Source organism: Nesterenkonia sp. E16_10, assembly GCF_017347085.1.
GTDB lineage: Bacteria > Actinomycetota > Actinomycetes > Actinomycetales > Micrococcaceae > Nesterenkonia.
The window spans coordinates 40,692-66,204 of the sequence record NZ_JADPSA010000023.1; the positions used below are offsets into that span (position 1 = coordinate 40,692).

22 protein-coding genes are annotated in these 25,513 nt (G+C 70.0%); 19 read left to right on the plus strand and 3 right to left on the minus strand.

What is annotated here, in order from left to right:
- Positions 1–8: 8 nt before the first annotated feature.
- The 13 genes from metX to I2487_RS08075 all read left to right on the plus strand — a co-directional run bounded on the left by metX (position 9) and on the right by I2487_RS08075 (position 13,259).
- Entirely contained in the window at positions 9–1,160 is a 1,152-nt protein-coding gene (metX, locus tag I2487_RS08015; protein WP_207170497.1) for a homoserine O-acetyltransferase MetX, read from the plus strand.
- A 126-nt stretch (positions 1,161–1,286) separates the two neighbouring features.
- Positions 1,287–2,426, plus strand: a complete 1,140-nt coding sequence (locus I2487_RS08020; protein WP_207170498.1) for an acetamidase/formamidase family protein — start codon at positions 1,287–1,289, stop codon at positions 2,424–2,426.
- Complete coding sequence (locus I2487_RS08025; RefSeq protein WP_255546062.1) at positions 2,426–3,811, plus strand: amidase family protein; 1,386 nt, start codon at positions 2,426–2,428, stop codon at positions 3,809–3,811. The genes I2487_RS08020 and I2487_RS08025 overlap by 1 nt, the downstream gene beginning before the upstream one ends.
- On the plus strand, positions 3,798–4,289 hold the full coding sequence (gene uraD / locus I2487_RS08030) for a 2-oxo-4-hydroxy-4-carboxy-5-ureidoimidazoline decarboxylase (protein WP_207170499.1): 492 nt from the start codon (positions 3,798–3,800) through the stop codon (positions 4,287–4,289). Before I2487_RS08025 ends, uraD begins: the two co-directional genes overlap by 14 nt.
- Positions 4,290–4,341: 52 nt before the next feature.
- Positions 4,342–5,583 (plus strand): (S)-ureidoglycine--glyoxylate transaminase, encoded by a 1,242-nt coding sequence (pucG, locus tag I2487_RS08035; protein ID WP_255546064.1) that lies wholly within the window; start codon positions 4,342–4,344, stop codon positions 5,581–5,583.
- Positions 5,580–6,893 carry an allantoate amidohydrolase gene (locus tag I2487_RS08040; RefSeq protein WP_255546065.1) on the plus strand — a complete coding sequence of 438 codons (1,314 nt, stop codon included), beginning with the start codon at positions 5,580–5,582 and terminating at the stop codon, positions 6,891–6,893. Before pucG ends, I2487_RS08040 begins: the two co-directional genes overlap by 4 nt.
- A 7-nt stretch (positions 6,894–6,900) precedes the next feature.
- Complete coding sequence (locus I2487_RS08045; protein ID WP_207170500.1) at positions 6,901–7,824, plus strand: MurR/RpiR family transcriptional regulator; 924 nt, start codon at positions 6,901–6,903, stop codon at positions 7,822–7,824.
- Positions 7,825–7,838: 14 nt separating this feature from the next.
- The gene (uraH, locus tag I2487_RS08050) at positions 7,839–8,165 is read left to right on the plus strand and encodes a hydroxyisourate hydrolase (RefSeq protein ID WP_207170501.1); all 327 of its coding nucleotides are present in this window, start codon (positions 7,839–7,841) and stop codon (positions 8,163–8,165) included.
- Between the two features lie 83 nt (positions 8,166–8,248).
- Positions 8,249–9,172, plus strand: coding sequence for a factor-independent urate hydroxylase (pucL, locus tag I2487_RS08055; protein WP_207170502.1), 924 nt, complete (start codon positions 8,249–8,251; stop codon positions 9,170–9,172).
- Between the two features lie 156 nt (positions 9,173–9,328).
- Entirely contained in the window at positions 9,329–10,795 is a 1,467-nt protein-coding gene (locus I2487_RS08060) for a uracil-xanthine permease family protein (protein ID WP_207173028.1), read from the plus strand.
- On the plus strand, positions 10,795–12,261 hold the full coding sequence (gene allB / locus I2487_RS08065) for an allantoinase AllB (protein WP_518523712.1): 1,467 nt from the start codon (positions 10,795–10,797) through the stop codon (positions 12,259–12,261). The genes I2487_RS08060 and allB overlap by 1 nt, the downstream gene beginning before the upstream one ends.
- 31 nt (positions 12,262–12,292) lie before the next feature.
- Positions 12,293–12,607 (plus strand): helix-turn-helix domain-containing protein, encoded by a 315-nt coding sequence (locus I2487_RS08070; protein WP_345941366.1) that lies wholly within the window; start codon positions 12,293–12,295, stop codon positions 12,605–12,607.
- A gap of 16 nt (positions 12,608–12,623) precedes the next feature.
- Positions 12,624–13,259 (plus strand): nucleotidyltransferase family protein, encoded by a 636-nt coding sequence (locus I2487_RS08075; RefSeq protein ID WP_207170513.1) that lies wholly within the window; start codon positions 12,624–12,626, stop codon positions 13,257–13,259.
- Here the strand turns inward: I2487_RS08075 and I2487_RS08080 are convergent, their stop codons facing one another.
- Both I2487_RS08080 and I2487_RS08085 read right to left on the minus strand, forming a co-directional pair.
- The gene (locus I2487_RS08080; protein WP_207170514.1) at positions 13,260–17,351 is read right to left on the minus strand and encodes a molybdopterin cofactor-binding domain-containing protein; all 4,092 of its coding nucleotides are present in this window, start codon (positions 17,349–17,351) and stop codon (positions 13,260–13,262) included. It lies immediately after the preceding gene.
- 3 nt (positions 17,352–17,354) lie between these two features.
- Positions 17,355–18,398 (minus strand): XdhC family protein, encoded by a 1,044-nt coding sequence (locus I2487_RS08085; RefSeq protein ID WP_207170515.1) that lies wholly within the window; start codon positions 18,396–18,398, stop codon positions 17,355–17,357.
- Positions 18,399–18,577: 179 nt separating this feature from the next.
- Here I2487_RS08085 and I2487_RS08090 point away from each other — a divergent pair, with 179 nt between their 5' ends.
- The 5 genes from I2487_RS08090 (at position 18,578) to I2487_RS08110 (ending at position 23,648) form a co-directional block, all read left to right on the plus strand.
- Positions 18,578–19,987 (plus strand): amidohydrolase family protein, encoded by a 1,410-nt coding sequence (locus I2487_RS08090; protein ID WP_207170516.1) that lies wholly within the window; start codon positions 18,578–18,580, stop codon positions 19,985–19,987.
- A gap of 84 nt (positions 19,988–20,071) precedes the next feature.
- Positions 20,072–21,139: an ABC transporter substrate-binding protein gene (locus I2487_RS08095; RefSeq protein WP_207170517.1), complete on the plus strand. Its 1,068-nt coding sequence runs from the start codon at positions 20,072–20,074 to the stop codon at positions 21,137–21,139.
- Between the two features lie 9 nt (positions 21,140–21,148).
- Positions 21,149–22,030: an ABC transporter ATP-binding protein gene (locus I2487_RS08100; protein WP_255546067.1), complete on the plus strand. Its 882-nt coding sequence runs from the start codon at positions 21,149–21,151 to the stop codon at positions 22,028–22,030.
- Positions 22,027–22,812, plus strand: a complete 786-nt coding sequence (locus I2487_RS08105) for an ABC transporter permease (RefSeq protein ID WP_207170518.1) — start codon at positions 22,027–22,029, stop codon at positions 22,810–22,812. Before I2487_RS08100 ends, I2487_RS08105 begins: the two co-directional genes overlap by 4 nt.
- The gene (locus I2487_RS08110; RefSeq protein WP_255546068.1) at positions 22,812–23,648 is read left to right on the plus strand and encodes an ABC transporter permease; all 837 of its coding nucleotides are present in this window, start codon (positions 22,812–22,814) and stop codon (positions 23,646–23,648) included. Before I2487_RS08105 ends, I2487_RS08110 begins: the two co-directional genes overlap by 1 nt.
- Before the next feature lie 64 nt (positions 23,649–23,712).
- Here I2487_RS08110 and I2487_RS08115 read toward each other — a convergent pair whose 3' ends face one another.
- A complete protein-coding gene (locus I2487_RS08115; protein WP_207170520.1) occupies positions 23,713–24,639 on the minus strand; it encodes an SGNH/GDSL hydrolase family protein in 927 nt (308 codons plus the stop codon).
- A gap of 59 nt (positions 24,640–24,698) precedes the next feature.
- Between I2487_RS08115 and I2487_RS08120 the strand changes: the two genes are divergently transcribed.
- Complete coding sequence (locus I2487_RS08120) at positions 24,699–25,358, plus strand: alpha/beta hydrolase (RefSeq protein ID WP_207170521.1); 660 nt, start codon at positions 24,699–24,701, stop codon at positions 25,356–25,358.
- Positions 25,359–25,513: the final 155 nt, after the last annotated feature.

Consider the following 25,513-nt stretch of genomic DNA (forward strand, 5'->3'; position numbering starts at 1 on the left):
GTGATCAGGTGCTGAACGACTTTGGGAACAGACCTGCCGGTGCGCTGAAGACCGCTGAGGTCGGCGCGTACACCTTTGAGGCCGGCGGGCGGCTGCCTGAGGTCACCCTTGCCTACGAGACCTGGGGCACGCTGAACCAGGACCGCAGCAATGCGATCCTGGTCGCACATGCCCTCACCGGTGACTCCCACGTCGCCGCGACCGCGGCGGACCCTTCCACCGGATGGTGGGAGGGGCTGCTCGGGCCCGGCCGCCCGATCGACACCGAGCGCTGGTTCGTCATCGCCCCGGCCATGGTCGGCGGCTGCTACGGCTCCACCGGACCCGCCTCCCTGGATCCCGAGGGGAAGCCCTATGGCTCCCGATTCCCCTTCGTGACCATTCGCGACTCCGTGCACCTCGAAGCCCGGCTGGCTCAGGCCCTGGGCATCGAAAAGTTTTACACGGTGATCGGCGGATCCATGGGAGGTGCCCGGGCGCTGGAATGGGCCGTGACCTACCCCGAGATGGTCGACGGCGTGGCCGTCTTCGCCTGCGGGGCGGCCTCCACCGCAGAGCAGATCGCCTTCGGCCAGGCCCAGGTGCTGGCCGTGGAGAACGACCCGCACTTCGCCGGCGGCGACTACTACGCAGGTCCGGCCCCGCAGGCCGGGCTCGGCCTGGCCCGGCGGATCGCCCACATCACCTACCGCGCAGAATACGAGCTGGCGGTGCGCTTCGGCCGCTCCGCCCAGGGCTCCGAGGACCCCTTCGGGGGACCCCGGCGCCGGCGCGGGCGCTATCAGGTGGAGTCCTACCTGGACCACCAGGCCGAGAAGCTGTTGAAGCGCTTCGACCCCAACGCCTACATCGTCCTCGCCGAGGCGCTGATGAGCCACGACGTCGGCCGAGGACGCGGGGGAGTGGACCAGGCGCTCGCCGGGGTCACCGCCGTGCCGTTCCTGGCCGCGGTCACCACGGATCGGCTGTACTTCCCAGCCCAGTCCCATGAGATCGCCGATGCGATCCCCGGGGAGCATCAGGTGCACATGATCGACTCCCCGATCGGGCACGACGGGTTCCTCACCAGCGCCGAGCAGCTGGGCGACGCCATGCGCGAGACCCTGCGGCTGGGCACCCACACCTCGCTCGCCGAGTCCCTGATGCACCAGCGACTCTGATGCACCAGCTGCACTGAGAGATCACCGACCCTGAAACATCACCGCCTCTGAAACAGCTGTTTCTGGGGTGTCATTCTGCTGTAACACCTGATCGGGCAGACTGGATCGGGACGAGGAGAGTGATCCATGAGCCTGCCAACCGACCAGCAGTCCAGCACCCGCATCAGCGTGGAATCCAGCCCCGAGCCCGTCCTGCAGCCCGGCGAGCACCTGCCCGATGGGGCCCGCTACCTCCCGGCCACCGCGGAGAACATCTTCTGGGGGCGCCTGCCGTGTGCCAACGACGTTCCGGTGCTGCACATCGAGCCCGGGGAGCAGATCGTCATCGACACCCTCTCGCATGAAGGCATCCTGGAGGACCAGGGCCGGGACCCCGCAGGATACTTCGCCAGCCACGGCGTACCGGCTGAGCAGGTGCTCCACGACGCGGTCGAGCTGGCGGCCAGCGATCACGCGCGGGACCCCAAGGTCGATGGTCCGCATGTGAACACCGGCCCGATCCACGTGGCCGGCGCGCAGCCCGGAGACCTGCTGAAGGTCACCATCGACAAGCTTGAACGCCGGGTGCCCTACGGAATCATCTCCAACCGGCACGGCAAGGGCGCGCTGAACGGGGAGTACCCGCGTGGGGAGGCCAACGTGTCGATCTTCGCCGCCGTAGAGCCCGACAGTGAGGGTGTCCCGCGCGGCTGGATGGCCCCGAAGGCCGGCGCCCCGCGACGGCTGAGCTTCGAGCTCGCCCCGTTCTTCGGCACCATCGGGGTGGCCGTGGCCGGCGAGGTCCGGCCGCACTCGGTGCCCCCGGGTGCCCATGGCGGGAACATCGACATCAAGGTGCTCACCGAGGGGACCTCGCTCTACCTCCCGGTCCAGGTGCCCGGAGCGCTGGCCTTCGTCGGGGACCCACACTTCGCCCAGGGCGACGGCGAGGTGGCGCTCACCGCCATGGAAGCCTCGCTGCGCGGACACCTGAGCTTCGAGGTGGTTCCCCGGGAGCAGGCGCTGCGAGCCTTCGGAGAACAGATCGGCCCGCTCGCCGAGACCACCGATCATCTGATCCCCACTGGGATGGACGAAGACCTCGACATCGCGGTACGCAACTGCGTGCGCAACGCGATCGTGCTGCTGCAGGCCCGCTGGGGGCTCGACGCCGAACACGCCTACGCCTATCTCTCCGCAGCCACCGACTTCAACATCTCCCAGGTGGTCGACATCGTCAAGGGCGTCCACGCGAAGGTCTCCGTCAAAGACTTCGCAGGGCTGTGATGGAACCCATGCAGCAGCACTCCCTAACAGGGCTTTCGGCCCAGACGGCGGCAGAGCACCCGATCGACGCGACGGTCTGGCGGGTCGGCGGCGACGCCGGCGCGCCGCTGGTGCCCGCCACCGGAACGGGGAGTCTGGACGGGCACACCCTGGCGGTGAAGGACCTCTATGCCGTGGCCGGGCATCGGATCGGAGCCGGGAACCCGAGCTGGCTCGCCGACGCACCGGTCCAAGACACCACCGCGACCGTGATCACCCAGCTGCTCGATGCCGGCGCCGCGATCACCGGGATCGCGCAGACCGATGAGTTCGCGCTTTCGCTGGCCGGGACCAATCAGCACTACGGCACCCCGCCCAACCCGTCCGCACCGAAGCGGATCAGCGGCGGGTCGAGCTCCGGGTCCGCCGCCGCGGTGGCCCTGGGCCAGGCGCACATCGGACTGGGCAGCGACACCGGCGGCTCTATCCGAGTGCCCGCCTCCTACCAGGGGCTCTGGGGCATCCGCAGCACCCACGGCGCCATCTCACGAGAGGGGATGCTGCCGCTGGCGCAGAGCTTCGACACCGTGGGCTGGATGACCCGGGACCCGGACACCCTCGCCGCCGTGGCCAAGGTCCTGCTCGCCGAAACCAGCGCCGGGACCGGAGCTGCGACCGCTGGTGAAGCGGATCCCGTCCTTGATCCGGTCCTGGCCCAGGAGCCCGCGATGAGGATCATCCCGCGTCTGTTCGACCAGGTGCAGCCGGAGGTCGCCGAGGCGTTGCGCGCCGCGCTCGGCGCCCAGGTGAGCCCCGACGTCGAGCCGCCCACCGAGAACCCGGTGATGCGGATCGAGGAGCTCACCGGGGTCTCACCCGAGATGCATGCCGCCTGGTTCGAGGCGTTCCGGATCATCCAGTTCCGCGAAGCCTGGAGCAACCACGGAGCGTGGGTCGGCCGACATTGGGAGGCGATGGCCTCCGACGTCGGGGCCCGGTTCCGCATGGCCAGCGAGCTCACCGCAGATCAGGAACGACAGGCCCGGGCGCTGGCCGCCGGAGCCCGTCGGATCATCCGGGGCTGGGTCGGTGACGGGATCCTTGCGGTGCCCTCCGCCGCAGGACCGGCCCCGCTGCGTGAGGACGCCGCCCTGGGTGGAGCCCTGATCGAGGAACATCGCCGCGGCACCATGCTGCTGACCTGCCTGGCGGGACTCGCCGGGCTCCCCGCGGTCAACGTCCCGCTGCGCACCCGCGACCGCTTGCCCACCGGCATCTGCCTGATCGGCCCCGCCGGCAGCGATATCGCGCTGATCCAGCAGGCCGCCGCCTTCCACGCCAGAATCCCGTCCCATCAGAGCGACGGGCCCGGAGTCACGGAAACGGAGATCCATGAGACTGACTGAGTTCAATGAGGCGTCGCCCGAGGAGCTCACCGAGCTGCTCGATGCCTGCGTGCCGATTCCCTCCTGGCGGGCTGCGCTGCTGGCCCGGCGGCCCTACGCGCACGTCGAGCAGCTGACCCAGATCGCGGCCGAGATGGCCCAGGACTGGACCGACCTGGAGGTCGACGCCGCGCTGGCCCATCACCCCCGGATCGGCGAGAAGGTCCAGGGCGAGACGCGGGAGGCGCAGGCCTCCCGGCGTGAACAGGGAAGCCTCAGCCAGGATGAGGCCGCGCAGCAGGAATGGATCAGCGCGAACCGGGCCTATGAGGACCGCTTCGACCGGATCTTTTTGATCCGGGCCGCCGGTCGCACCCCGGCCCAGATGATGACTCAGTTGCAGCTGCGGCTGCAGAACACCCCCGAGGAGGAGGCCAGGATCCGCAGTGGTCAGCTGGCCGAGATCGCTGTCAGGCGCCTGGAGCACAGCGTTTCCTGAGGATACGTCCTCGTTTCATGGATGAAACAATAGTTTCAGTACGATGGTGTCCATGAGTTCCAGCCAGATCAATCCGCCCCCACGGCTGCTGATGGGCCCCGGCCCGATCAACGCCGATCCGCGCGTGCTGCGCGCCATGTCCGCCCAGCTGGTGGGCCAGTACGACCCGGCGATGACCGGGTACATGAACGAGGTCATGGAGCTCTACCGCGGGGTGTTCAAGACCTCCAACGAGGCCACCGTGTTGGTCGACGGCACCTCCCGGGCCGGCATCGAGGCGGCACTGATCTCTCTGATCGAGCCGGGCGCGAAGGTGCTGGTCCCGATCTTCGGCCGCTTCGGGCACCTGCTCAAGGAGATCGCGGTGCGCGCCGGGGCCGAGGTGGCCGTCCGCGAGAAGGCCTGGGGCCAGGTCTTCACGCCCGAGGAGATCGAACAGGCCATCCTCGAGGAGCAGCCCACCCTGCTCGCGCTGGTCCAGGGCGACACCTCCACGACCATGAACCAGCCGCTTGAGGACATCGGCGCGATCTGCCGGGCCCACGGCGTGCTGTTCTACACCGACGTCACAGCCTCCCTGGCAGGAAACGAGTTCCGCGCCGACGACTGGGGGATCGACGCGGTCACCGCCGGGCTGCAGAAATGCCTCGGCGGGCCCTCCGGCTCCGCACCGATCAGCCTCTCCGATCGCGCGGTGGAGGTCATCCGCTCCCGCCGCCACGTGGAGGAAGGCATCGCCGACGGCACCGAAGGTCGCGGCCGACGCATCGCCTCGAACTACTTCGACCTGGCGATGATCCTGGACTACTGGGGCCCGCAGCGGCTGAACCACCACACCGAGGCCACCTCGATGCTCTACGGCGCCCGCGAATGCGCCCGGCTGCTGCTTCAAGAAGGCATCGACACCGCCATCGCCCGGCATCAGCTCCACGGCGCGGCCATGCTCGCCGGCGTCCAGGGCCTGGGTCTGCAGGTCTTCGGGGACATCGCCCACAAGATGAACAACGTGGTCGCCGTGCACATCCCGGAGGGCATCGACGGCGACGCGGCCCGCCAGGCGATGCTGCATGACTACGGGATTGAGATCGGCACCAGCTTCGGTCCGCTGCACGGGAAGGTCTGGCGCATCGGCACCATGGGCTACAACGCCCGCAAGGACGCGGTGCTGCTCACCCTGGCCGCACTGGAACAGGTGCTGCGCTCCGGCGGCGCCCAGCCGACCCCGGGCGGAGGGGTCGGCGCGGCCACTGAGGTGTATCAGGATGCCGCGGCCACCGAGGAGACCGCCCGATGAGCCGCGACCCTGAGATGATGAGCGCTGCCGACATGACGGGCGACCCTGATATGACGGGCGACCCTGACCTGACCCATGACGCCGCAGCCGCGCTGATCATGGCCCGATGCGATGAGCTGGCCGCGATCAGCGCGATGCCCGAGGGCATCCTGCGCGCCTACCTCACCGAGGAGCACCGCCGGCACAACGCGCTGGCCGCCCGGTGGATGGCCGAGGCCGGACTCGAGGTCTGGCAGGACGCCGCAGGCAACCAGTGCGGGCGCCTCGAGGGCGCCCGCCCCGGACTGCCCACCCTGATCATCGCCTCCCATCTGGACACCGTGCCCGACGCCGGGCGCTACGACGGGATCCTCGGGGTGCTGCTCGGGATCGAGACCGCACGTCGACTCGCCCCGCACGCCGACGAGCTGCCCTTCGCCGTGGAGATCGTCGCCTTCGCCGATGAGGAGGGCACCCGCTTCGGCGCCACCCTGCTGGGCTCCCGGGCCATGGCCGGCACCTGGGACCCGGGCTGGTGGGAGGCCACCGACGCCGCGGGCATCAGCATGGCCCAGGCCTTCTGGGACTTCGGCCTGGACCCCGAGAAGATCCACGACGCCGCCCGGGCGCCCGAAGACCTGGTCGGCTATCTCGAGGCCCATATCGAACAGGGCCCCTACCTCGAAGCCGCCGGACGACCGCTGGGACTGGTCAGCTCGATCGCCGGAGCCCGCAGGTTCAAGCTCACCATCCTCGGGGAGGCCCGGCACGCCGGGGGCACCCCCTATGAACGCCGCCGCGACGCCCTGATCGGAGCCGCCCAGGCGGTGCTCGACGTCGAACGGATCGGCCGCGACCGCGGGGTCATCGCCACGGTCGGTCAGCTCGACACCCGCCCCGGCGCGGTCAACGTGGTCCCCGGCGAGGTGGACTTCTCCCTGGACCTGCGCGCGGAATCCGACACGCTGCGCGACTCCGCCTGGGAGGAGATCCACGCCGCGCTGAGCGGCTTCTGCACCCAGCGCCGCCTGGAGCTGGTCATCGAAGAGATCCACTCGGCCCCCACGGTGAGCTGCTCACCACGGCTGGGCCAGGCGCTCGCCGCAGGGGTCGCCGAGACCGGGGATCAGGACCCGATCACGCTGTACTCCCGGGCCGGGCACGACGCCATGGCCATGGCGGCGGTCACCGAGATCGGGATGCTCTTCACCCGGTGCGAGGACGGGATCAGCCACCATCCGGAGGAGAATGTGCTGGAGACAGACGTGGCGCTGGCCCTGCAGGCCCTGGAGCGCGCGGTCTGGGCCGTGGCCGCCGAGCACCGAGAGTGAGCAGCAGATGACGAAGTCCTCCACGCAGGATCCTAAGTCAGGATCCCGCGCTGAGCCCCGATCCGAGGCCGACCCGCGGCTCGACACCGAGACTCGGATCGACGCCCGGATCGACGCGCGCTACGGCAGCCTCCCGCCCCAGGAGCGCCACGTCGCAGACTTCCTGCTCGAACACCTGGGCGATCTGGCGATCTTCTCCGCCGCCGACATCAGCCGCGAGACCGGGGTCTCGAAGGCCACCGTCTCCCGGCTCTTCCGGAAGCTGGACTTCGAAGACTTCCGCGAGGTCAAGGACCACGCCCGGGCGCTGCGCAGCCGCGGGGTGCCCACCGCAGCACCGGTGACCTCGGCGGACAACGACGCCTCCACCGGGGTGCAGCGCCACGAGGCGCGCGATCACGAGAACCTCGCTCGGCTCGGAGCCGGTCTGGCCGAGGGCCGGCTGCAGCAGGCGGTGGAGCTGCTCGATGCCGCGGAGCGGGTGATCGTGCTGGGCCTGCGCAACAGCTATCCGGTCGCGCTGCACCTGCACCAGCAGCTCATCCAGACCCGGTCCAAGGTGCGCCTGGCCCCGCAGCCCGGGCAGACCCTGGGCGAGGAGCTCGCCGGCATCGGTTCCGGGGACCTGGTGGTGGCGGTGGGCTTCCGACGTCGCCCGGTGGTCTTCGGGCGTGCGGTGCGGGCGGTGGCCGCATCACCGGCGCAGCTGCTCTGCCTCGGTGACTCCACCTCCCGGCACTACGCGATGGAGGCGGACTGCTGGATCGAATGCCCCATCGACTCCGAGGGCGCCTTCGACAGCTACGCCGCCGCGATGTCCCTGGTCAGCCTGCTCGCCAACGGGGTGCTCAACCGGCAGCTCGGTGCTGGACGCAGACGCCTCTCGGCCATCGCGAAGGCCTACGACGAACTTGACGAGCTCGAACACTGAAGGCAGGAGCCACGATGAGCCTGATCACCACCCACGTCCTGGACACCAGCACCGGAACCCCCGCCGAGGGCATCCAGGTCACCCTGCGCGGACCGGAGCAGCAGCAGATCGCCGCCGGCACCACCGACGCCGACGGGCGCGTCGGCGATCTCGGCCCGGAGTCGCTGACCCCCGGGACCTACGAACTGGTCTTCGCCACCGGGGAACACTTCGACGCCCGCGGGGTCGAGCACTTCTTTCCCCAGGTGAGCCTCGCATTCTCCGTGCAGGCCTCCGCCGAGCACTATCACGTGCCGCTGCTGCTGAGTCCCTTCGGCTACACCACCTACCGGGGCAGCTGAGTCCCCAGCCCGGCCGCTCCAGGAAATGCTGCCGGCACCCATGCCCCGACACGACCGCGCCTCACCTAGAAACAGGAGCACCCATGAGCAGTTCTGACGTCGTCCTCGGTCCGAACCAATACGGCAAGGCCGAGGTCCGGGTGGTCCGAGTCAACCGGGAGACTCCGGTCCATACGCTCATGGACCTCAATGTGAGCTCCCTGCTGCGCGGGGACTTCACCGACTGCTACCGCAGCGGAGACAACTCCCGGGTCATCGCCACCGATACCCAGAAGAACACGGTCTACGCCTTCGCCAAGGAACACGGGATCTCCACCCCGGAGGAGTTCCTGCGGCTGCTGGGCCGGCACTTCACCGCCCAGGACGAGGTCGCCGGGGGTCGCTGGACCGCGGAGTCCTACCCCTGGGAACGGATCCAGGTGCCCGGACCCGAGGGAGAGCTGCGCGCTCATGAGCATTCCTTCGTGAAGTCCAAGCAGGAGATCCGCACCGCCGCGCTCACCATCCAGGACGGAGAGGAACACCTGCTGGGCGGGTTCAGCGATCTCACCGTGCTCAAGACCACCGGCAGCGAGTTCTCCGGATTCCCCCGGGACCGGTACACCACCCTGCCGGAGACCCAGGACCGGATCATGGCCACGGACATCACCGCCCGCTGGCTCTTCGCGGAGGATGCCGCGGCGGAGACCGACTTCGACGCGGTCTACGCCAGGGTCAAGCAGCTCGTGCTGGAGCAGTTCGCGCTGGTGCATTCGCTGTCCCTGCAGCAGACGCTCTACGCCGCCGGTGAGGCGGTGCTCGGCGCCGTGCCCGAGATCGAGGACATCCGCTTCGTGATGCCCAACAACCACCACTATGTGGTGGACCTGAGCCGCTTCGACCTGGAGAACCCGAACGAGGTCTTCCAGGCCGGAGACCGGCCCTATGGCCTGATGAACGCCTCGGTGACCCGCCGCGACGCCCCCGCCCGGCCGCATGCCTGGGAGTGGCTGGGCGGCTTCTGCTGACCACCTGCACCGGGTGTGAGAAACAGGTGTTCCGTAGCGCATGAAACGCGGAACGCATGTTTCTCTTGGCGGTAATCGCTCGGAAACACGGCCCTAACAACGGACTCATACCGTGGGAGCAACCAGCCGGTTTCACCGTGACAGGAAGTTGCTCCCATGAGTGCCGAGACCACCGCAGCCCGCACCACCGACGAGGCGCAGGCCTCCCCGGCGGAGCCTGACGCCGCGCACGCAGTGTCGGCGACGCCCAGCCCGGTGGACCAGATGCCGCCGCTGCGCCGAGCATTCCCGCTCGCCATCCAGCATCTGCTGGCGATGTTCGTCGGCAACGCGGCGCCTCCGCTGATCGTGGCCACCGCCATCGGCATGGCCGCCGGAGAGACCACCCTGATGGTGCAGCTGGCGATGATCGTCTCCGGTGTGACCACCCTGCTGCAGACCCTCGGCGCGGGGCCCATCGGGTCTCGGCTGCCGGTGATGCAGGGCACCAGCTTCGCGTTCCTCGCGGTGGCGATCCCGATCGCCCAGGAGTTCGGCATCGCCGCGGTCTTCGGCGGAGCCTTCGTGGCAGGGTTCGTCCAGGTGATCTTCGGCGGGGCGCTGCACTGGATCTCCCGGCTCTTCCCGCCGCTGGTCTGCGGGGTCATCATCCTGATCATCGGGATCAAGCTGATGCCCACCGCGATCGACTACGCCGCCGGCGGGGCTCCCGCCCAGGCCGCGGGCGACTACGGCGCGCTGTTCCACTTCGGCATCGCCGCCCTGGTGGTCGTCGTGACCGTGGCATGCAACCAGTTCGGCCGCGGCTTCCTCTCGGTGGCCTCCGTGCTGATCGGTCTCCTCATCGGCTACGCCGTGGCGGCCGCCTTCGGCATGGTGAGCCTGCAGGCCGTGGCCGAGGCCGACTGGATCTTCGCCCCGACGCCGCTGCACTTCGGCCTGGACTTCACCAGCGCCGCCATCATCGCGATCACCATCATCGCGCTGGCCTCCTCGATGGAGTCCATCGGGGACCTCACCGCGGTCTCGCGCACCGCAATCGGCAAGACCCCGACCTCGCGTCAGCTCAGCGGCGGTGTCATGGCCGATGGCATCGGCACCTCGCTGGGCGCACTCTTCGGCGCCATGCCCAACACCACGTTCAGCCAGAACACCGGGGTCGTGGTGCTCAGCGGGGTGGTCAGCCGGTTCGTCGTCGCACTGGCCGGCGGCATCCTGCTGCTGGCCGGCTTCGTGCCGAAGTTCGCCGCCTTCTTCAGCACCATCCCCTACGCCGTGCTCGGCGGTGCGGTGCTGGTGATGTTCTCGATGGTCGCCTCCGCAGGCATCCAGGTGGTCGGCAGCGAGGTGCTCAACCGCCGCGCCATGCTGATCATCGCGGTCTCCCTCGGGCTCGGCATCGGCTTCTCCTTCGCCCCGGAGGAGGTCACCGCCGCCTTCTCCGCAGACATCGCGCTGCTGCTGTCCTCCGGAATCGTGCCGGCGATGCTCAGTGCGGTCGTGCTGAACGCGGTGCTGCCGAAACAGGCCCCGACGGATCGCGCCCCCGCCACGTCCCCCTCCCCAGACCCGACCGCAGGCCCCGCGGCAGCACCCGCAGCAGAAGCGGAGCCGAGCCGATGATGCTGCGCCACCTCATCGCCGAGCAGGTCCTGCTCGAGGGCGAGTTCGCCCCGGCCCACCTGGAGATCCTCGGGGGCGAGATCGTCCGGATCCACCGACTCAGCCCGGGGGAGGGACGACGTCGCGCCGAGATCGTCAAGGCCAGCGACGTCGGCGCCGGTGCGGGAATGACCGTGGTCGATCCGCGGCATCAGGTGCTGCCCGGCAACGTCGACACCCATGTACACATCAACGAGCCCGGCCGGACCAGCTGGGAGGGCTTCGCGACCGGAACCATGGCCGCGGCGCTGGGCGGGGTTACCACGGTGGTGGACATGCCGCTGAACTCCATCCCGCCCACCGTGGACGTGGAATCGCTGCGGATCAAACAGCAGGCCGCCGCCGGGCAGACCTTCGTCGAGGTCGGCTTCTGGGGCGGGATCGTCCCGGGCAACACCCCACAGCTGCGGCCGCTCTGGGAGGCTGGGGTCTTCGGCTTCAAGTGCTTCCTGCTGCCCTCGGGGGTGGACGAATTTCCCCCGGTCAACGCCTCTCAGCTGCGTGAAGCAATGACCGAGGTCGCCAGCTTCGACGGGCTGGTGATCGTCCACGCCGAGGACGCCGAGACCATCGAGCGGGCCAGCGAGCTCACCGGAGGACGACGCCGGCTCAGCCACTATGCAGACTGGGCCCAGACCCGGCCCCACGACGCCGAGGTCGCGGCGGTCAGCGACCTGATCGAAGCGGTGCGCGAGACCGGCTGCCGCACCCACATCCTGCACCTGGCCTCGGCCCGCGCCCTGGACATCATCGCCCAGGCCCGCGATGAGGGCCTCCCGCTGACCGTCGAGACCTGCCCGCACTACCTCTGCTTCGACGCCGAGGCGATCCCGGACGGGGCGGCGGAGTTCAAATGCTGCCCGCCCATCCGTGACCGCGGCAACCGCGAGGCGCTCTGGGAGGGACTGCGCGAGGGCATCATCGACGCCGTGGTCAGTGATCACTCGCCCTCCACCGCAGAGGAGAAGCGCCGGGGGGCGCCCGATCTGCAACAGGCCTGGGGCGGAATCTCCGGGCTGCAGGTGGGATTCTCCGCGGTGGCCCATGAGGCCCGGCTGCGCGGCATCGGGATCGAGACGGTCAGCGCCTGGATGGCCACCAACACCGCGCTGCTGGCCGGGCTGCACCGGAAGGGAAGCATCGCGCTGGGCAGGGACGCGGACCTGGTCATCTACGACCCGAGACAGACCAACCTCATCTCCGCCGCAGGACTGGCCCATAAGAACCCGATCTCGGCCTATGACCACTATGAGATCACCGGCACCGTGGTCGGCGCGGTGCTGCGCGGCACCCCGCTCTACACCGCCCAGGACACCACCAGCGCACTGGCCCCGGTGGGCGGGTTTCTGCAGGGACCGGGGAGCTCGCCCGGAGTGGGCGGCCGGCATGGACGAGGCAGCTCTGAACTCAGCGCCCTCCGGCGCTGAGCCAAGCATGGATGAGCAGAAGGAGCAGGCCGTGACAGAAGCACTCGACGCACCAGCGCCACCCAGCGAGGCGCGCGTGACAACGAGAACCCGTGCCGCGGAGCACCGCACCCAGGGGGTGCAGTCGGTGGATCGAGCGCTGGACATCCTCGAGGTGATCAACGCTCATGGGGGACAGCTGAGCCTCAGCGAGCTCGCCGGAGAGACCGGGCTGCCAGCACCGACGGCGCACCGACTGCTGCGCACGATGATCGCCAAGGGGTACGTCCGGCAGCTGGCGAACCGCAGCTACGGGCTGGGGGAGAAGCTGGTCCTGCTCGGCCAGGCCGCCTCGGCGCGCGCCTGAGCGGAACACCGCCCTGATGCCGAGTCCCGACGTGACCGTGATCCTCGCCGCCGGGGCCGGGACTCGACTCGGGGGCCGAGGCAAGGCGCTGCTGCGGATCGGTGGTGAGACCCTGGCCTCGCGGGCGCTGCGCTGTGCCCGCGAGGCCGACACCCGTCCGCTGATCGTGCTCGGACATCGGGCCGAGCCGGTCCGGGAGCAGCTGTTTCAAGGTCCCGGCCTGGCGGATGCGGAATGGGTCCTCTGCCCGGACTGGGAGCAGGGACTCTCCGCCTCCTTCCGTGCCGGCGTGGAAGCCGCGGCCCAGCAGGGAGCCGGCCGGGTCGCCGTCGTGCTGGTGGATCAGCCCGGCATCGGCGCGGTCGCCCTGCGCCGGGTGCTCCAGGCCCACGCTCCCGGGCGGATCACCCAGGGCCTGATCCGCGGCACTCGAACGCACCCGGTGGTCTTCGACCTGGCCGCAGCCCAGGCGGCCGCGGCGATCGCGCTCGGAGATGCCGGAGCGCGCCCCTACCTGAGGGCCCATCCGGAGCTGATCGAGGCGGTCGATCTCAGCGGGATCGCCCAGGCGCAGGACATCGATACGCCTCAGGATCTGGACCGCTGGAGCGGCCCCGGCCCGAGGACGGCAGCGCCGCTCCACGGGGCCTGATCAGCTCCGCGGGGCCACCGCGGTGGGACTCGTCGAAGCCCGGCGCAGCGCCTGCGCGATCCGGTCCTTCCGGAACGGGGTGCGGGTCATCCGCAGCCCGATCGCATCCCGGATCGCATTGCCCAGCGCCGGGGCCACCGGGTTGAACGGGGCCTCGGACATCGACTTGGCGCCCATCGGACCGACCGGATCGTGGGTCTTCGCGAAGTGCACCTCGGTGCGCGGCACATCGGCCATCTGCGGCACGTGGTAATTGCGCAATATGTCGGTGGTGACCTGTCCGGACTCGTCGATCTCGAGCTCTTCGAACATCGCCGCGCCCAGCGCCTGAGCCACCCCGCCCTCGATCTGCCCGCGGCACTGGGCCTCATTGAGCACCACCCCGGCGTCGGCGGCATGGACCGACTGCAGGATGGCCAGGGTCCCGCTGCGCCGGTCCACCGCGATCCGGAACCCCTGCACGTTGAAGGAGACCGAGCGCGGCGTCCCGGCCCAGGTGCCATCACCGGTCATGCCGACCGGGTCCGCCTCGGGATCGGCCGCGAGCTTGCCCAGCAGGTCCTGCGCGGCGGCGTGGGCCGCCTTCACCCCCACCGTGATCCCGGTGGAGCCGAAGGCGCCGGTGTCGAAGCGCACCGCGTCGGTGTCGGCCTGGATCAGCTGGATCTTCTCCGCGCCGGTGCCCAGCACCTCGGCAACCACCTGGCGGTGCACCGTGGAGGTGCCGTTGCCGAACTCTGCGGTGCCCACCTTGAGCAGGTAGCGCCCCTCACCCTGGGCGGTGACGGTGACGTGGGAGTGGTGCCCGTTGGGCGGGACGGTGTCGATCATGGCCACGGCCGTGCCGGTGCCCACCGCCCAGTCACCAAGGGTCGCACCCACCGGGGAGGCGGCAGGCCCGGGGCTGACACCGTCGTCGAACCCGCCGTGGTCGAATCCGCCGTGGCGCTCCTCGCTGAGCAGCCGCTCGCACTGGGCCCGTTCCGCCGAGGTGAGCTCCCCGGTGCGCAGCTTCTCCCCGATGATCTGCAGGCACTGCTGCAGCCCGTCGACGTCGGCGGCCACATCATCATGCTCGGCGCCGAAGAGCACCTCCCCGGGGGCCACGATGTTCGCGGCCTTGAAGCGCAGCGGATCCTCGCCGAGCCGGCGGGCCAGCTCGTCCATGGCGGAGTCCACCGCGAAGGTGGTCTGGCTCAGCCCGTAGCCGCGGAACGCGCCGGCCGGAGGGTTGTTGGTGTAGACGACCTCGGCGTGGACCTGCTTATGCGGAGCCGAATAGAGCTGCATCGACTCGGTGATGCTGTGGAACATCACCCCGGGCCCGTGGTTGCCATAGGCCCCGGTGTCGGAGAGCACCTGCAGCGCCAGCCCCTGGAGCCGGCCCGACGCGGAGGCGCTCACCGAGACCTGCATCTGGAACGGGTGCCGGGTGGTGGTCGCCGCCAGCGCCTCGGAGCGGGTCAGCTCCAGCTGCACCGGGCGGGTGATCCCGCGGGCCGCCAAGGTGCGCAGGGCCAGCAGCACCAGGTCCTCGGTGAGCACCTCCTGCTTGGAGCCGAATCCGCCCCCGACCCTGGGCGCGAACACCCGCACCGCCTCCGAGGACAGCCCGAAGACCCGGCAGAGCGTGCGCCGGACCAGGAACGGGACCTGGGTGGAGGACCGGAGCGTGTAGCGGCCAAGCTCATCGATCCAGCCCAGCGCGCCATGGGTCTCCAGGGCCACATGGGAGGTCCGATGGGTCTCGAAGCTCGCCGAATACGCGGCGCCTCTCGCGGAGTCGGAGCTCTGCGCAGCGGACCCGGCGGGTTCGGCCGATCCGGTTTCACCGGGATCCTCAGCCGGTCGGGAGAGCTCCTGGGCCGCCTCGCCCTGGGAGCTGGAGGCCATCGCGATGAGGTTCCTCTGCGGGAACAGGATCCGGTGGGTGGCGGAGTCCTTGTCTCCGTGGATCGCCGGCGCGGTGTCCTCCTGGGCCTGTCGGGGGTCCAGCACCGCGGGGAGCAGCTCATAGTCGACCTCGACCAGGGCGGCGGCCCGCTCGGCCTGCCGACGCGTCTCCGCGACCACGACGGCGACCCGCTGCCCCACGTGCCGGACCACGTCGTCGAGGACTCGAGTGTCCGCAGGGTCATCCTCCACCAGCTCATGCTGCGCCGAGGAGTAGAGCTCGGCGGGGGCGTCTTCATGGGTGAGCACGGCGAGCACCCCGGGGGCGGCGAGCGCCGCGGCGGGGTCGATGCCGCGGATATGAGCGTGGGCGTGCGGGGAGCGGATCACCACCAGGTGCAGCGGCGACTCCTGGGGGCGCTCGCCGGCCTCATCGAAGGTGTAGGCCGCGGTGCCGGTGACCACGGCGGGCCCCGCCGGAGGCATCGGGCTGCTGCCCGGAGCGGAGTCGGTGCTGACTCGTGGGGTCTTGGTCAGCGCGTCCTTGATCGAGCAGTAGCCGCTGCACCGGCAGAGATTGCCCTTGAATCGTCGCAGCGTGTCCGGGTCCTCGGGATCGGTCTGCTCCCCGGAGGCCGGAGAGTAGGGGCTCCGCGCCGTGGCGGTCATCAGGAATCCAGGGGTGCAGTAGCCGCACTGGAACCCGTGGGCCTCGAGGAAGTCGCGCTGGGTGGGGTGCAAGGCGGCGTGCAGGGCCGCGGGGCTCTCGGCGTTTCCTCGGCCCTCGACCTGCGCCACAGCCTCAGCACTCAGTCCCTGTACGGTCGTGACCTCTGCTCCGGCCACACGTTCTGCCGGGATGATGCAGCTGTGCACAGCGGTGGGGGTCTCGCCGGGCCGGCCCAGGTGCACGGTGCAGGCGCCGCAGTCCCCGGCGTCGCAGCCGCGCTTGACTCCTGCCGAGCCTGCGTCGCGCAGGAAGGTGCGCAGGCACTGGCCCGGGGCGGTGTCCAGGGCGAGCTGTCTGCCGTCCACGAAGACCTGGGGCGGACTCGTGTCAGTAGCGTCGGGGAAGTCGGTGGTGTCGGTGGTGTCGGTGGCCTCCGTGGGCAAGGTCGCGCCAGGGGTGTCGGTGGGGGAGGTCGGGGCGGAGCCGGCCGGCCGGGTCGAGGTGGGCGCGGGCAGTCTCCCGGTGTCGGACCCGCCGAACGCGGGGGAGCTGCCCACGCCGGGGAGGGAGCGCAGCTCCTCGCGCAGCTCGGCGGCCAGTCGGATGGTGGATTCGATCCGCCAGTCGCGATCACCGTGCACGTCGTCGTTCCACAGCGATTCGGGGATCTGGGTGCGGATCACCTCGGCCACGTCGTCCTCGGCGTGCAGCTGCAGGATCACCGGACGCACGGTGCTCGCGGTGATGGTGAGTCGGATGGCTCCGGGGGCTCGGCTGGGGTCCGGGGAGGCCAGCAGCAGGGTGGCGGAGCGTCCGTAGCGGGTGAGGGATTCGCGGACCATCAGCGTGGGCCGCGCCAGGGTGCTGGCGGGGACGAAGAAGGCCCGGATCAGCTCGCCCGGGGCCAGCCAGGTGTGACCGGTCTTGCGCAGCAGCTCCGAGACCGGCGCGGTGCGCCGGGTGCCGCCGGGGCACAGGATCAGTGCGGTGGCCTCCATCGCGCTCAGCCAGGAGGTCATCGGTCCCGCGGGCAGCGCGGTGACCACGTTGCCGCCCACGGTGGAGGTGTTCCAGACCTTCCAGGAGGCCACGAAACACTCGGCCGCAGGCTCCATCAGGCGCACCCCCGGCAGCTCGGCGAGCCGGGCGGCGGAGTCGGTGGGTTCGGTGGAGCCGGCGGGGATGGTGGAGCCGGTGGCAGCCGAGCGAGCCGCCAGTTCGGTGGCTGCGGCATGGAACTGCGCGATGGTGCAGGTGGCGGCGATCTCCAGCCCGGTCCAGCCTGCCGTGCCGGTCTCCACGGCACCCACGCCGGCCCCGGTCGCGTCGGATGCTTCGTCGCCGCCGTCGTGCCAGGTCAGCGGGGCCCATCCGGCCGCGGTGATGTCCAGCAGGCGGCGCGGCGCCGGGTTGGTGAAGTCATAGCCGTAGGAGTAGAGCACGGTGCCCCCGGCCAGCCAGGAGTCGCCGGGAGCGAAGACATCCGGGTCGGTGGTGTGCAGGGTCTGCTCAACGCTGGTGATGTCCACGGGTCACACTGCCATTTCTTCGAGGAGGCTCACGCTGCGTGGGCGCAAGGTGTTGATCGGCCCGCTGCCCCGGGTCAGCGGTGCGGCGCCCGCGGGTGCGTTCTTGGCCGCGATGAGCTGGGCCATCATCGACATCGCCGCCTCTGGGGCGGTCTGCGCGCCGAGGTCCAGCCCGAGCGGGGAGACCACCCGGTCCCGGGCGGCCTGGCTGTGGCCCAGCTCGGCCAGGGCGGCGTCCCGGCGCCGGGCCGAGCTGCGCGATCCCATGGCCCCGATGAAGCATCGGGCTGCGTCGTCGGCCCGCTGGCCATGCCAGCGCAAGGCCGTGTCCAGCACCGGCACGTCGAGGTCCGGGTGATGGGTCATCACGCAGATCCCGGTCCAGGGGCTTTGATCCGGGCCGCGGTCCAGGTCTTGACTGAGCAGCTCGGTGATCACGCTGGCCGGGTGGCCCAGGTGCAGCGCGGCGCCGTCGGGGACGCGCTCCTGCGTGGCGAAGGCGGGCCGGAGGTCGACCAGATCCACACGCCAGCCGGCCTGCAGGCCCAGCTGGGCGAGGTGGAAGGAGAAGTCATGGACCCCGCTCAGGATCAGTCGAGGGGCGCCCGCGCGGTGCTCGGTGACGGCGAACCGCACACCATCGCCGTCCTGGAGCTCTCGGGTCAGGGTCGCGGGGGTGTGTGGATCCTGACCCGCGAGCGCTCGGAGCGCTCCCAGGTCCGCGGTGGCCAGCGGCTGGATCAGCACCTCGATCTCCCCACCGCAGGTCAGGGCGACGCCGAGGCCCGCGACGCCGAAGGGGGTGCCGTCGGGCCCGAAGGATTCCCGGCGGACCACGCCTGCGGCGAGCGCATCCTGGGCGGAGACCGCCACCGCGGACTCCACGCAGCCTCCGGAGAGCGACCCGATGATCCGCAGATCGGCGGAGACCGCCATCGAGGTGCCGACCGGACTCGGCGAGGAGCCGCGGACCGAAACAATCGTTGCCACCGCCCAGTTCTCGGGGTCCTGGAGGCAGTCCAGATAGGAGCTCAGGCGATCAAGCATGGGGTCTGCTCCTCCGGTGGCCGACGACAGGCAAAGGGACGTGGAATCGGCCTCCAGCATAGGCAGGTGCGGGTTACGGGGCCGTTACAGGATCGGCATTTACATGCCCGTAACCGGGCAGGATGAAGGAAGAAACATCCGTTTCATAGGTTGGGGCCAATCTACTTTCAGGAGGACGGATGCCCCCGGCCCAGACGCGCGTCGACACGCTGATCACCAACGCCTATATCGTGCTCGAGGCGTCCGGCTCCGGCGCGGATGCCCAGCAGCAGGCGCTGGCGGCAGGCCGAGAGATCGACGGCGGCTGGATCGCGCTGGATGCCGGCCGGGTGCACAGCGCGGGACCTTCCACGCAGCCGGCGCCCGCGGCGGCTCGGGTGATCGACGCCGGAGGTCGGCTGGTGACCCCGGGCCTGGTGAACACCCACCACCACATGTACCAGAACCTGACCCGAGCCTTCGCCCCGGCGATCAACGGGACGCTCTTCGCGTGGCTGACCACGCTCTACCCGCGATGGGCGGCGCTGGATGAGGAGTCCACCTACCTCTCCACCTACGTGGCCTGCGCGGAGCTGCTGCTCAGCGGCTGCACCACCTCCTCGGATCACATGTACGTCCACCCCAGGCCGAATCTGATCGACGCCCAGATCAAGGCCACCACCGAGATCGGGTTCCGGTTCATGGCGAATCGCGGCTCGATGACCCGCTCGGTGAAGGACGGCGGGCTGCCACCGGAGTCGGTGGTCCAGGACGAGGAGACCATTCTGAGCGACTCCGAGCGGCTGATCTCCACCTTCCACGACCCGGCCCCCGGGGCGATGACCCGGGTGGCGCTGGCACCGTGTTCGATGTTCTCGGTCAGCGAGTCGATCATGCGGGCCACCGCCGAGTTGGCCGAGAAGCACGATGTGCGGCTGCACACCCACCTGGCCGAGGACAAGGACGAGGACAGCTACGCGCTTGAGGTCTATGGTCGGCGTCCGGTGGAGTACTTCGAGGACGTCGGCTGGGCCACGCCACGCTCCTGGGTGGCGCACTACGTCTACGGCAGCGCCGAGGAGAACCAGCGCCTCGCCGCCGCAGGTGTCAGCGCGACCCAGTGCCCCAGTTCCAACATGATCCTCGCCGGAGACACCGCCGATGCCCAGGCGCTGCGCTCCCTGGGCATGCCGGTGGGGATCGGCTGCGACGGATCGGCCTCCTCGGACTCGGCCAATCTCTGGATGGAGACCCGCGGCGCGATGCTGCTCGCCCGCTACCGCGGCGGCCCCGCGGCGATGTCCGCCCGCGAGGCGCTCTCCATGGCCACCGCCGGATCCGCCGCCAACCTCGGCTGGTCCGAGGAGATCGGCCACCTGCACCCCGGCGCCTGCGCCGACCTGGTCATCTGGGAATCCGCACCGCTGTCCCAGGCCGGGGCGCTCACCGACCCTGTGGAGGGCTGGCTGCGCTCCGGGCCCGCCCGCGGCTGGTATGTGCTGGTGGCCGGCGCCGCGCTCATCGAGTCCGGAGAGCTGAAGCTGCGCGAGCTCGACGAGGTGCTCCCGCGCCATGCCGCAGCGGCCGCCGCGATGCAGGGCATCAACTGACCACCCGCCCCACAACCCGTCCCCACAACCTGCGCTCGTCACCCGCACCACCGCCCACTGCACCCCTTGATGAAGGAGACCCCCATGAAGAACCCCGTCCACAGCCGCCGGCTGAAGCTGACCACCTTCTCCGCCATCGCTCTGCTGGCCCTGACCTCCTGCGGCGGCGAGAACAGCGCCTCCGCCGAAGATGGTGAGGACGCCAGCTACGGCGATATCAACATCGCGCTGTCCTGGGTCGAGAACGCCGAGTTCGCCGGGGAGTTCTTCGCTCAGGAGAACGGCTACTACGAGGAGGCCGGCTTCGAGACGGTGGAGTTCATCCCCGGCCCCGGTCCCATCGAGAACATGGTGGCCTCCGGCGAAGCCACCTTCGGGACCTCCAACGCGGTGGCCACCGGAGAGGTCATCGCCGAAGAGGATGCGCCGCTGAAGATCGTGGGCGCGAAGTACCAGCGCAACCCGTTCACCATCCTCTCGCTCGCCGACGAGGGCAACATCGCCTCCCCTTCAGACCTCGAGGGCAAGACCATCGGGGTGCAGGCAGGCGGCAACGAGGCGCTCTTCGAGGCGCTGCTGGAGGTCAACGACATCGACCCGGAGTCCGTGGAGATGGTCCCGGTGGAGTATGACCCGGCGCCGCTGCTCGACGGCGAGGTGGACGGCTTCTTCGCCTATGTGATCAACGAGTCCATCACCGTGGAGCTGATGGGCCATGAGGTCACCGACCTGATGCTCAGCGAGAACGGCCTGCCCTTCGTGGCGGAGGCCCTGATCACCTCCGAGCAGATGATCGAGGAGGATCCCGAGCTGATCAAGTCGTTCCTGGAGGCCGAGCTGCAGGGCTGGCAGGACGCGGTGAGCGACCCCGAGGAGGCTGCCCGCCTGGCCGTGGAGGAATACGGCGCGCACCTGGACCTGGAGATGGACAAGGAGCTGCGCCAGGCAGAGATCCAGGTGGACCTGGTGGTGACCGACGAGGTCCGGGAGAACGGGCTGCTGACCATCTCCGAGGACCTTCAGGCCGAAAGTGTCGACAGTCTGGAACGGGCCGGGGTGGATGTCACCGCCGAGGAGCTCTTCGACCTCTCGCTGCTCGAGGAGCTGCTCGAGGAGAAGCCCGAGCTCGCCGAGATCCCCGACGGAGTGTGAGCGCAGACCATGATGACGGCACCGCAGCGGCAGGAGTCCCTGACCGGCGAAACGTCCCGCGCCGATCTTTCGGGTGCCGCTGGGGGAGGAGACTCCCCGGGCGGCACCGGACTTCGGATCGAGGGACTGACCAAATCATTCAAACTCGGCGGCGGGGAGACGCTCACCGCGCTCGAGGACGTGTCCCTGCACACCGACCGGGGCAGCTTCCTGTCCCTGCTGGGACCTTCGGGCTGCGGGAAGTCCACCGTGCTGCGGGTGCTGGCCGGACTGGAGGCCCCGACCTCGGGGACCGCGCTGGTCGACGGCAAGACCCCGGCCCAGCTGCGCAGCGACAGCGAACTGGGCATCGCCTTCCAGGACGCCGCGCTGCTGCCCTGGCGCAGCGTGGCCTCCAATATCCGGCTGCCCTTCGAGGTCTCCGGGCAGAAGCCCGACGACGCGCTGGTCTCCGAGCTGATCCACCTGGTCGGGCTCAACGGCTTCGAGAAGGCCAAGCCGGGCCAGCTCTCCGGTGGCATGCGCCAGCGCGTCTCCATCGCCCGGGCCCTGGTGGTCCAGCCCTCGGTGCTGCTGCTCGACGAGCCCTTCGGCGCCCTGGATGACATGACCCGCCAGCGTCTGAACGACGAGCTGCTGCGCATCTGGACCGAGAAGCCGGCCACCACCCTGATGGTCACCCACGGGATCGCCGAGGCGATCTACCTCTCCGACAAGGTCGCCGTGATGAGCGCCCGCCCCGGTCGGATCGCCGAGGTGATCGACGTGGACCTGCCGCGACCGCGGACTCCCTCGATGATGCGCACGCCTGAGTTCCATGCCCTGCATGACCGGGCCTCCGAGCTGCTCTTCGGCTCTGCGGAGAACCCGGGCGGAGGCCAGTCGGGATGAACACCGAGATCGATCGGCGCCGGGCCGCGCTCTACAGCCTCGCCGGACTGGGCGCGGTGATCCTGCTGTGGTGGGCCGCGACGTTGACCATCCTCTCCGAGGCCCGGATCCCGTCCCCGGCCGGGGTGATCCAGGCCCTGCTCCGCGACGGATTCGGGTTCTACTGGGGGCACTTCTCGGTGACCATCCAGGAGGCCGCCATCGGCTTCTTCTGGGGCAACCTGATCGCGATCCTGCTCGCCTCGGTGGTGCTGGTGCTGCCCTGGACCGAGCGGCTGATCACCCAGATCGCGGTGATCAGCTACTGCATCCCGATCGTGGCGGTCGCCCCGGTGCTCTACATCGTGATCGGGGCCCCCGCCACCGGGGAGCCCTCCGGCACCGCGGTGGCGCTGGCGGTGCTCGCGGTCTTCTTCACCACCGTGGTGGGCACGCTGCTGGGACTGAAGTCTGCAGACCCGGCCAGCCTCGACGTGGTCACCGTCTACGGCGGGTCCCGGTTCACCCAGCTGCGCAAGGTGCGGCTGATCGCCGCGCTTCCGGCGATCCTGAACGCGCTGCAGATCGCCGCCCCGGCCGCGCTGCTCGGCGCGATCCTGGGCGAATACGTCGGCGGTGTCCGGCAGGGGGTCGGACTGGCGCTGATCATCGCCCAGCAGAACCTCGACGTGGAACGCGCCTGGGCCATCGGACTGCTCTGCGCGGCGGTGGCCGGCGGCGCCTACGCGCTCTTCGGTGTGATCGGAAAGGTGGCAGCACCATGGTCGAAGGGAGTCGTGTGATGAGCGCAGCCCCAGTGGTTCAGGCATCCCGCGGGGTCCGCGCCGGCTCTCTCACCCGCACCGCGCTGAGCACGCTCGGCAACACCGCGATCATGCTCGCCGTGATCCTGGTGCTCTGGGTCGGTCTGCTCGAAGTCTTCGACGTCTCCGACTTCGTGGGCAAGGGGCCGCTGGACGTCTATGAGCACCTGTTCCTCGAGGAGGACGCCGCCGCGATCCGCGCCGAGATGTGGGGCCTCGCCGCGGTCACCTTGCGCGACGCCGCCATCGGCTTCACCGCCGGGATGATCGCCGCCGTGGTGATCGCGGTGGGGATCGTGATGAGCCGGGTGGTGGAGTCCGCGGTGATGCCGCTGGCGATGATCGTGCGCTCGGTGCCGCTGGTCGCCCTGGCCCCGCTGATCATCCTGGCGCTGGGCCGCGGCACCGCCGTGGTCGCGGCCATGGGTGGGATCGTGGTGCTGTTCCCGGCGCTGGTCACCATCGTGTTCGGGCTGCGCTCGGTCACACCCCAGATCCGCGACGTGGTCACCGTCTACGGCGGGTCCACCTGGGACATCCTGCGCAAGGTCGCGGCACCCTCGGCGCTTCCGGCGTTCTTCTCCGCGGTGCGGATCTCGGTGCCCGGCGCGTTCACCGGGGCACTGTTGGCCCAATGGCTGGCCACCGGAGAGGGGATCGGCTACGCCGTGGTCTCCGCGGTCAGCCGCTCGCAGAACACCCGGGTCTGGGCGCTGGTGGTGGTGATCACCCTGATCTCCCTGGTGCTCTACATGCTGGCGCAGCTGGTGGAGAACCTGGTGCTGCAGCACTACGACATGGCCAAGGACGCCTGAGCCGGTCTCAGCGCCCGCCGAGGATGCAGCCCGAGCCTGAGCCTGAGCCCGCGCCCGAGCCCGCTCAGGAGTCTGCGGGGCCGCCGCCCGGGGGCATGGACCCGCCGAAGAGCGGCTCGAAGGTCGGTCGCTTCGCGTGGACCCCATCTCCGGAGGATCGTCCGCGCAGCCGCCGGACCACCCAGGGGAAGAGGTGGTGGCGCGCCCAGACGGCGTCGCCCACCCGGGCCGCGCGCCAGCTCTGCACCGGGACCGGTCGCGGCTCCGAGGGCTTGAGATCGTGCTCGACGTTCATCGTGTCCAGCACCATGCGGGCGATGGTGTGGTGGCCCAGCGCGGAGAAGTGCAGCCGGTCCTCATCCCACATCTCGGGGCGGGTCAGCTCGCGCAGCGACCACATGTCGGCGACCACGGCGTCGTGGCGGGCCGCGATGGTGCGCACGTTCTCGTTGAAGATCGCCACCTTCCCACGGATCGAGCCGACCACCGGGGTCTCGCGCACGTCGGGGCCGTTGAACAGCATGATGGTCGCCCCGGTGGTGCTCAGGATCTGCACCATGGTGTCCAGGATCCGGGCGGTCTCATCCGGGTCACCTCCCGGACGGATCACGTCATTGCCTCCGGCACACAGGGTGATCAGGTCTGGACGCAGCTCCAGCGCGGGGGCGAGCTGCTCGTCGCGGATCTGTCCGATCAGCTTTCCGCGCACCGCCAGGTTGGCGTAGGAGAATTTCGGCGATCCCTCCACAGCGGCGGCGCCGAGGGCGAGCTCCTCGGCCACTCGGTCGGCCCAGCCGCGGTGGTAGCCCGGTCGGGTCTGATCCGGATCCCCGATCCCCTCGGTGAAGGAGTCCCCCAGGGCCACATAGCGGGTCCAGGGGTGCCGCGGAGTCGCTGGAGTCACGGCGTCGGCAGGAAGGTCAGGTGTTTCGAAGGTCTCGTCGGTTTCGCTCACAGGTGCATTCTCTCCGATGACCCCCGCCCGACGCATCCACCCGTGGGCTGATTAGAGTAGGTAGGTCATTCTTCTCGTCCCGCAAAGGTCTCTTCATGTCTGAATCCCCGCACGTCGCCTGGTCCCGCGAACCCGAAGACCGTGCCGACACCCCGCTGGTGGTGCTGCTGCACGGCTACGGCTCCCATGAGCAGGACCTGATGGGCCTGGTCCCGGGCCTGCCCGCCGGCTTCACCTACGCCTCGGTGCGCGCGCCGGTGAAGATGGAGGTCGGCGGCTACACCTGGTTCGACCTGGACGTGGAGCGGCTGGCCTACTCGTCCTCGGCGGCCCGGGATGCGGTGGAGGATCTCTGGGAGTGGATCGCCTCGGTCAAGGACCAGCACAGCTCGGTGACCCTGCTCGGATTCTCCATGGGGATGGCGGTGGCCACCTCGCTGCTGCGCAGCCGCCCGCAGGAGTTCGCCGCCGTCGTCGGGCTCTCCGGCTTCGCCGTGGACCCGAGTCGGGGAGAGGGTCTCGAGGACTATTTCGACGACGAGGCGCTGGCCGCCGCGAAGATCCCGTTCTTCTGGGGCCGCGACCAGGAGGACCCGATCATTCCGGCCGAGCACGTGGAGTACACCCACGGCTGGGCCACCAAGACGGTGAAGCTGACCAAGGTGCTCTACGCCGGCGCCGGGCACGGCGTGGTGCCCCAGGAGATCAGTCACGTGGGGGAGTTCCTGACCCACACGGTTCTCAGCTCCCGCTGAGCGCCCTCGCGTAGACCTCGGCGTGGGCGGCGGCGATGGCTCGCCGCTGCTCGCGCCGCCAGTGCAGTCGCGCCTCCGGTGTCAGCCAGGGCCTCACGGCCTGCCCCGCCGCCTGCCCCGCGGCCGGCTCGGCCGCCTGCCGGGCCGCCTGCTCC

Coding starts and splice junctions, on each gene's coding strand:
- pucL (WP_207170502.1), top strand. CDS start 8,249: ATGAGCAGTTCTGACGTCGTCCTCGGTCCGAACCAATACGGCAAGGCC.
- I2487_RS08020 (WP_207170498.1), top strand. CDS start 1,287: ATGAGCCTGCCAACCGACCAGCAGTCCAGCACCCGCATCAGCGTGGAA.
- uraD (WP_207170499.1), top strand. CDS start 3,798: ATGAGACTGACTGAGTTCAATGAGGCGTCGCCCGAGGAGCTCACCGAG.
- I2487_RS08110 (WP_255546068.1), top strand. CDS start 22,812: ATGAGCGCAGCCCCAGTGGTTCAGGCATCCCGCGGGGTCCGCGCCGGC.
- I2487_RS08115 (WP_207170520.1), bottom strand. CDS start 24,639: ATGCGTCGGGCGGGGGTCATCGGAGAGAATGCACCTGTGAGCGAAACC.
- I2487_RS08025 (WP_255546062.1), top strand. CDS start 2,426: ATGGAACCCATGCAGCAGCACTCCCTAACAGGGCTTTCGGCCCAGACG.
- I2487_RS08085 (WP_207170515.1), bottom strand. CDS start 18,398: ATGCTTGATCGCCTGAGCTCCTATCTGGACTGCCTCCAGGACCCCGAG.
- I2487_RS08105 (WP_207170518.1), top strand. CDS start 22,027: ATGAACACCGAGATCGATCGGCGCCGGGCCGCGCTCTACAGCCTCGCC.
- I2487_RS08100 (WP_255546067.1), top strand. CDS start 21,149: ATGATGACGGCACCGCAGCGGCAGGAGTCCCTGACCGGCGAAACGTCC.
- pucG (WP_255546064.1), top strand. CDS start 4,342: ATGAGTTCCAGCCAGATCAATCCGCCCCCACGGCTGCTGATGGGCCCC.
- I2487_RS08120 (WP_207170521.1), top strand. CDS start 24,699: ATGTCTGAATCCCCGCACGTCGCCTGGTCCCGCGAACCCGAAGACCGT.
- I2487_RS08075 (WP_207170513.1), top strand. CDS start 12,624: ATGCCGAGTCCCGACGTGACCGTGATCCTCGCCGCCGGGGCCGGGACT.
- I2487_RS08090 (WP_207170516.1), top strand. CDS start 18,578: ATGCCCCCGGCCCAGACGCGCGTCGACACGCTGATCACCAACGCCTAT.
- I2487_RS08045 (WP_207170500.1), top strand. CDS start 6,901: ATGACGAAGTCCTCCACGCAGGATCCTAAGTCAGGATCCCGCGCTGAG.
- allB (WP_518523712.1), top strand. CDS start 10,795: ATGCTGCGCCACCTCATCGCCGAGCAGGTCCTGCTCGAGGGCGAGTTC.
- I2487_RS08095 (WP_207170517.1), top strand. CDS start 20,072: ATGAAGAACCCCGTCCACAGCCGCCGGCTGAAGCTGACCACCTTCTCC.
- I2487_RS08040 (WP_255546065.1), top strand. CDS start 5,580: ATGAGCCGCGACCCTGAGATGATGAGCGCTGCCGACATGACGGGCGAC.
- uraH (WP_207170501.1), top strand. CDS start 7,839: ATGAGCCTGATCACCACCCACGTCCTGGACACCAGCACCGGAACCCCC.
- I2487_RS08060 (WP_207173028.1), top strand. CDS start 9,329: ATGAGTGCCGAGACCACCGCAGCCCGCACCACCGACGAGGCGCAGGCC.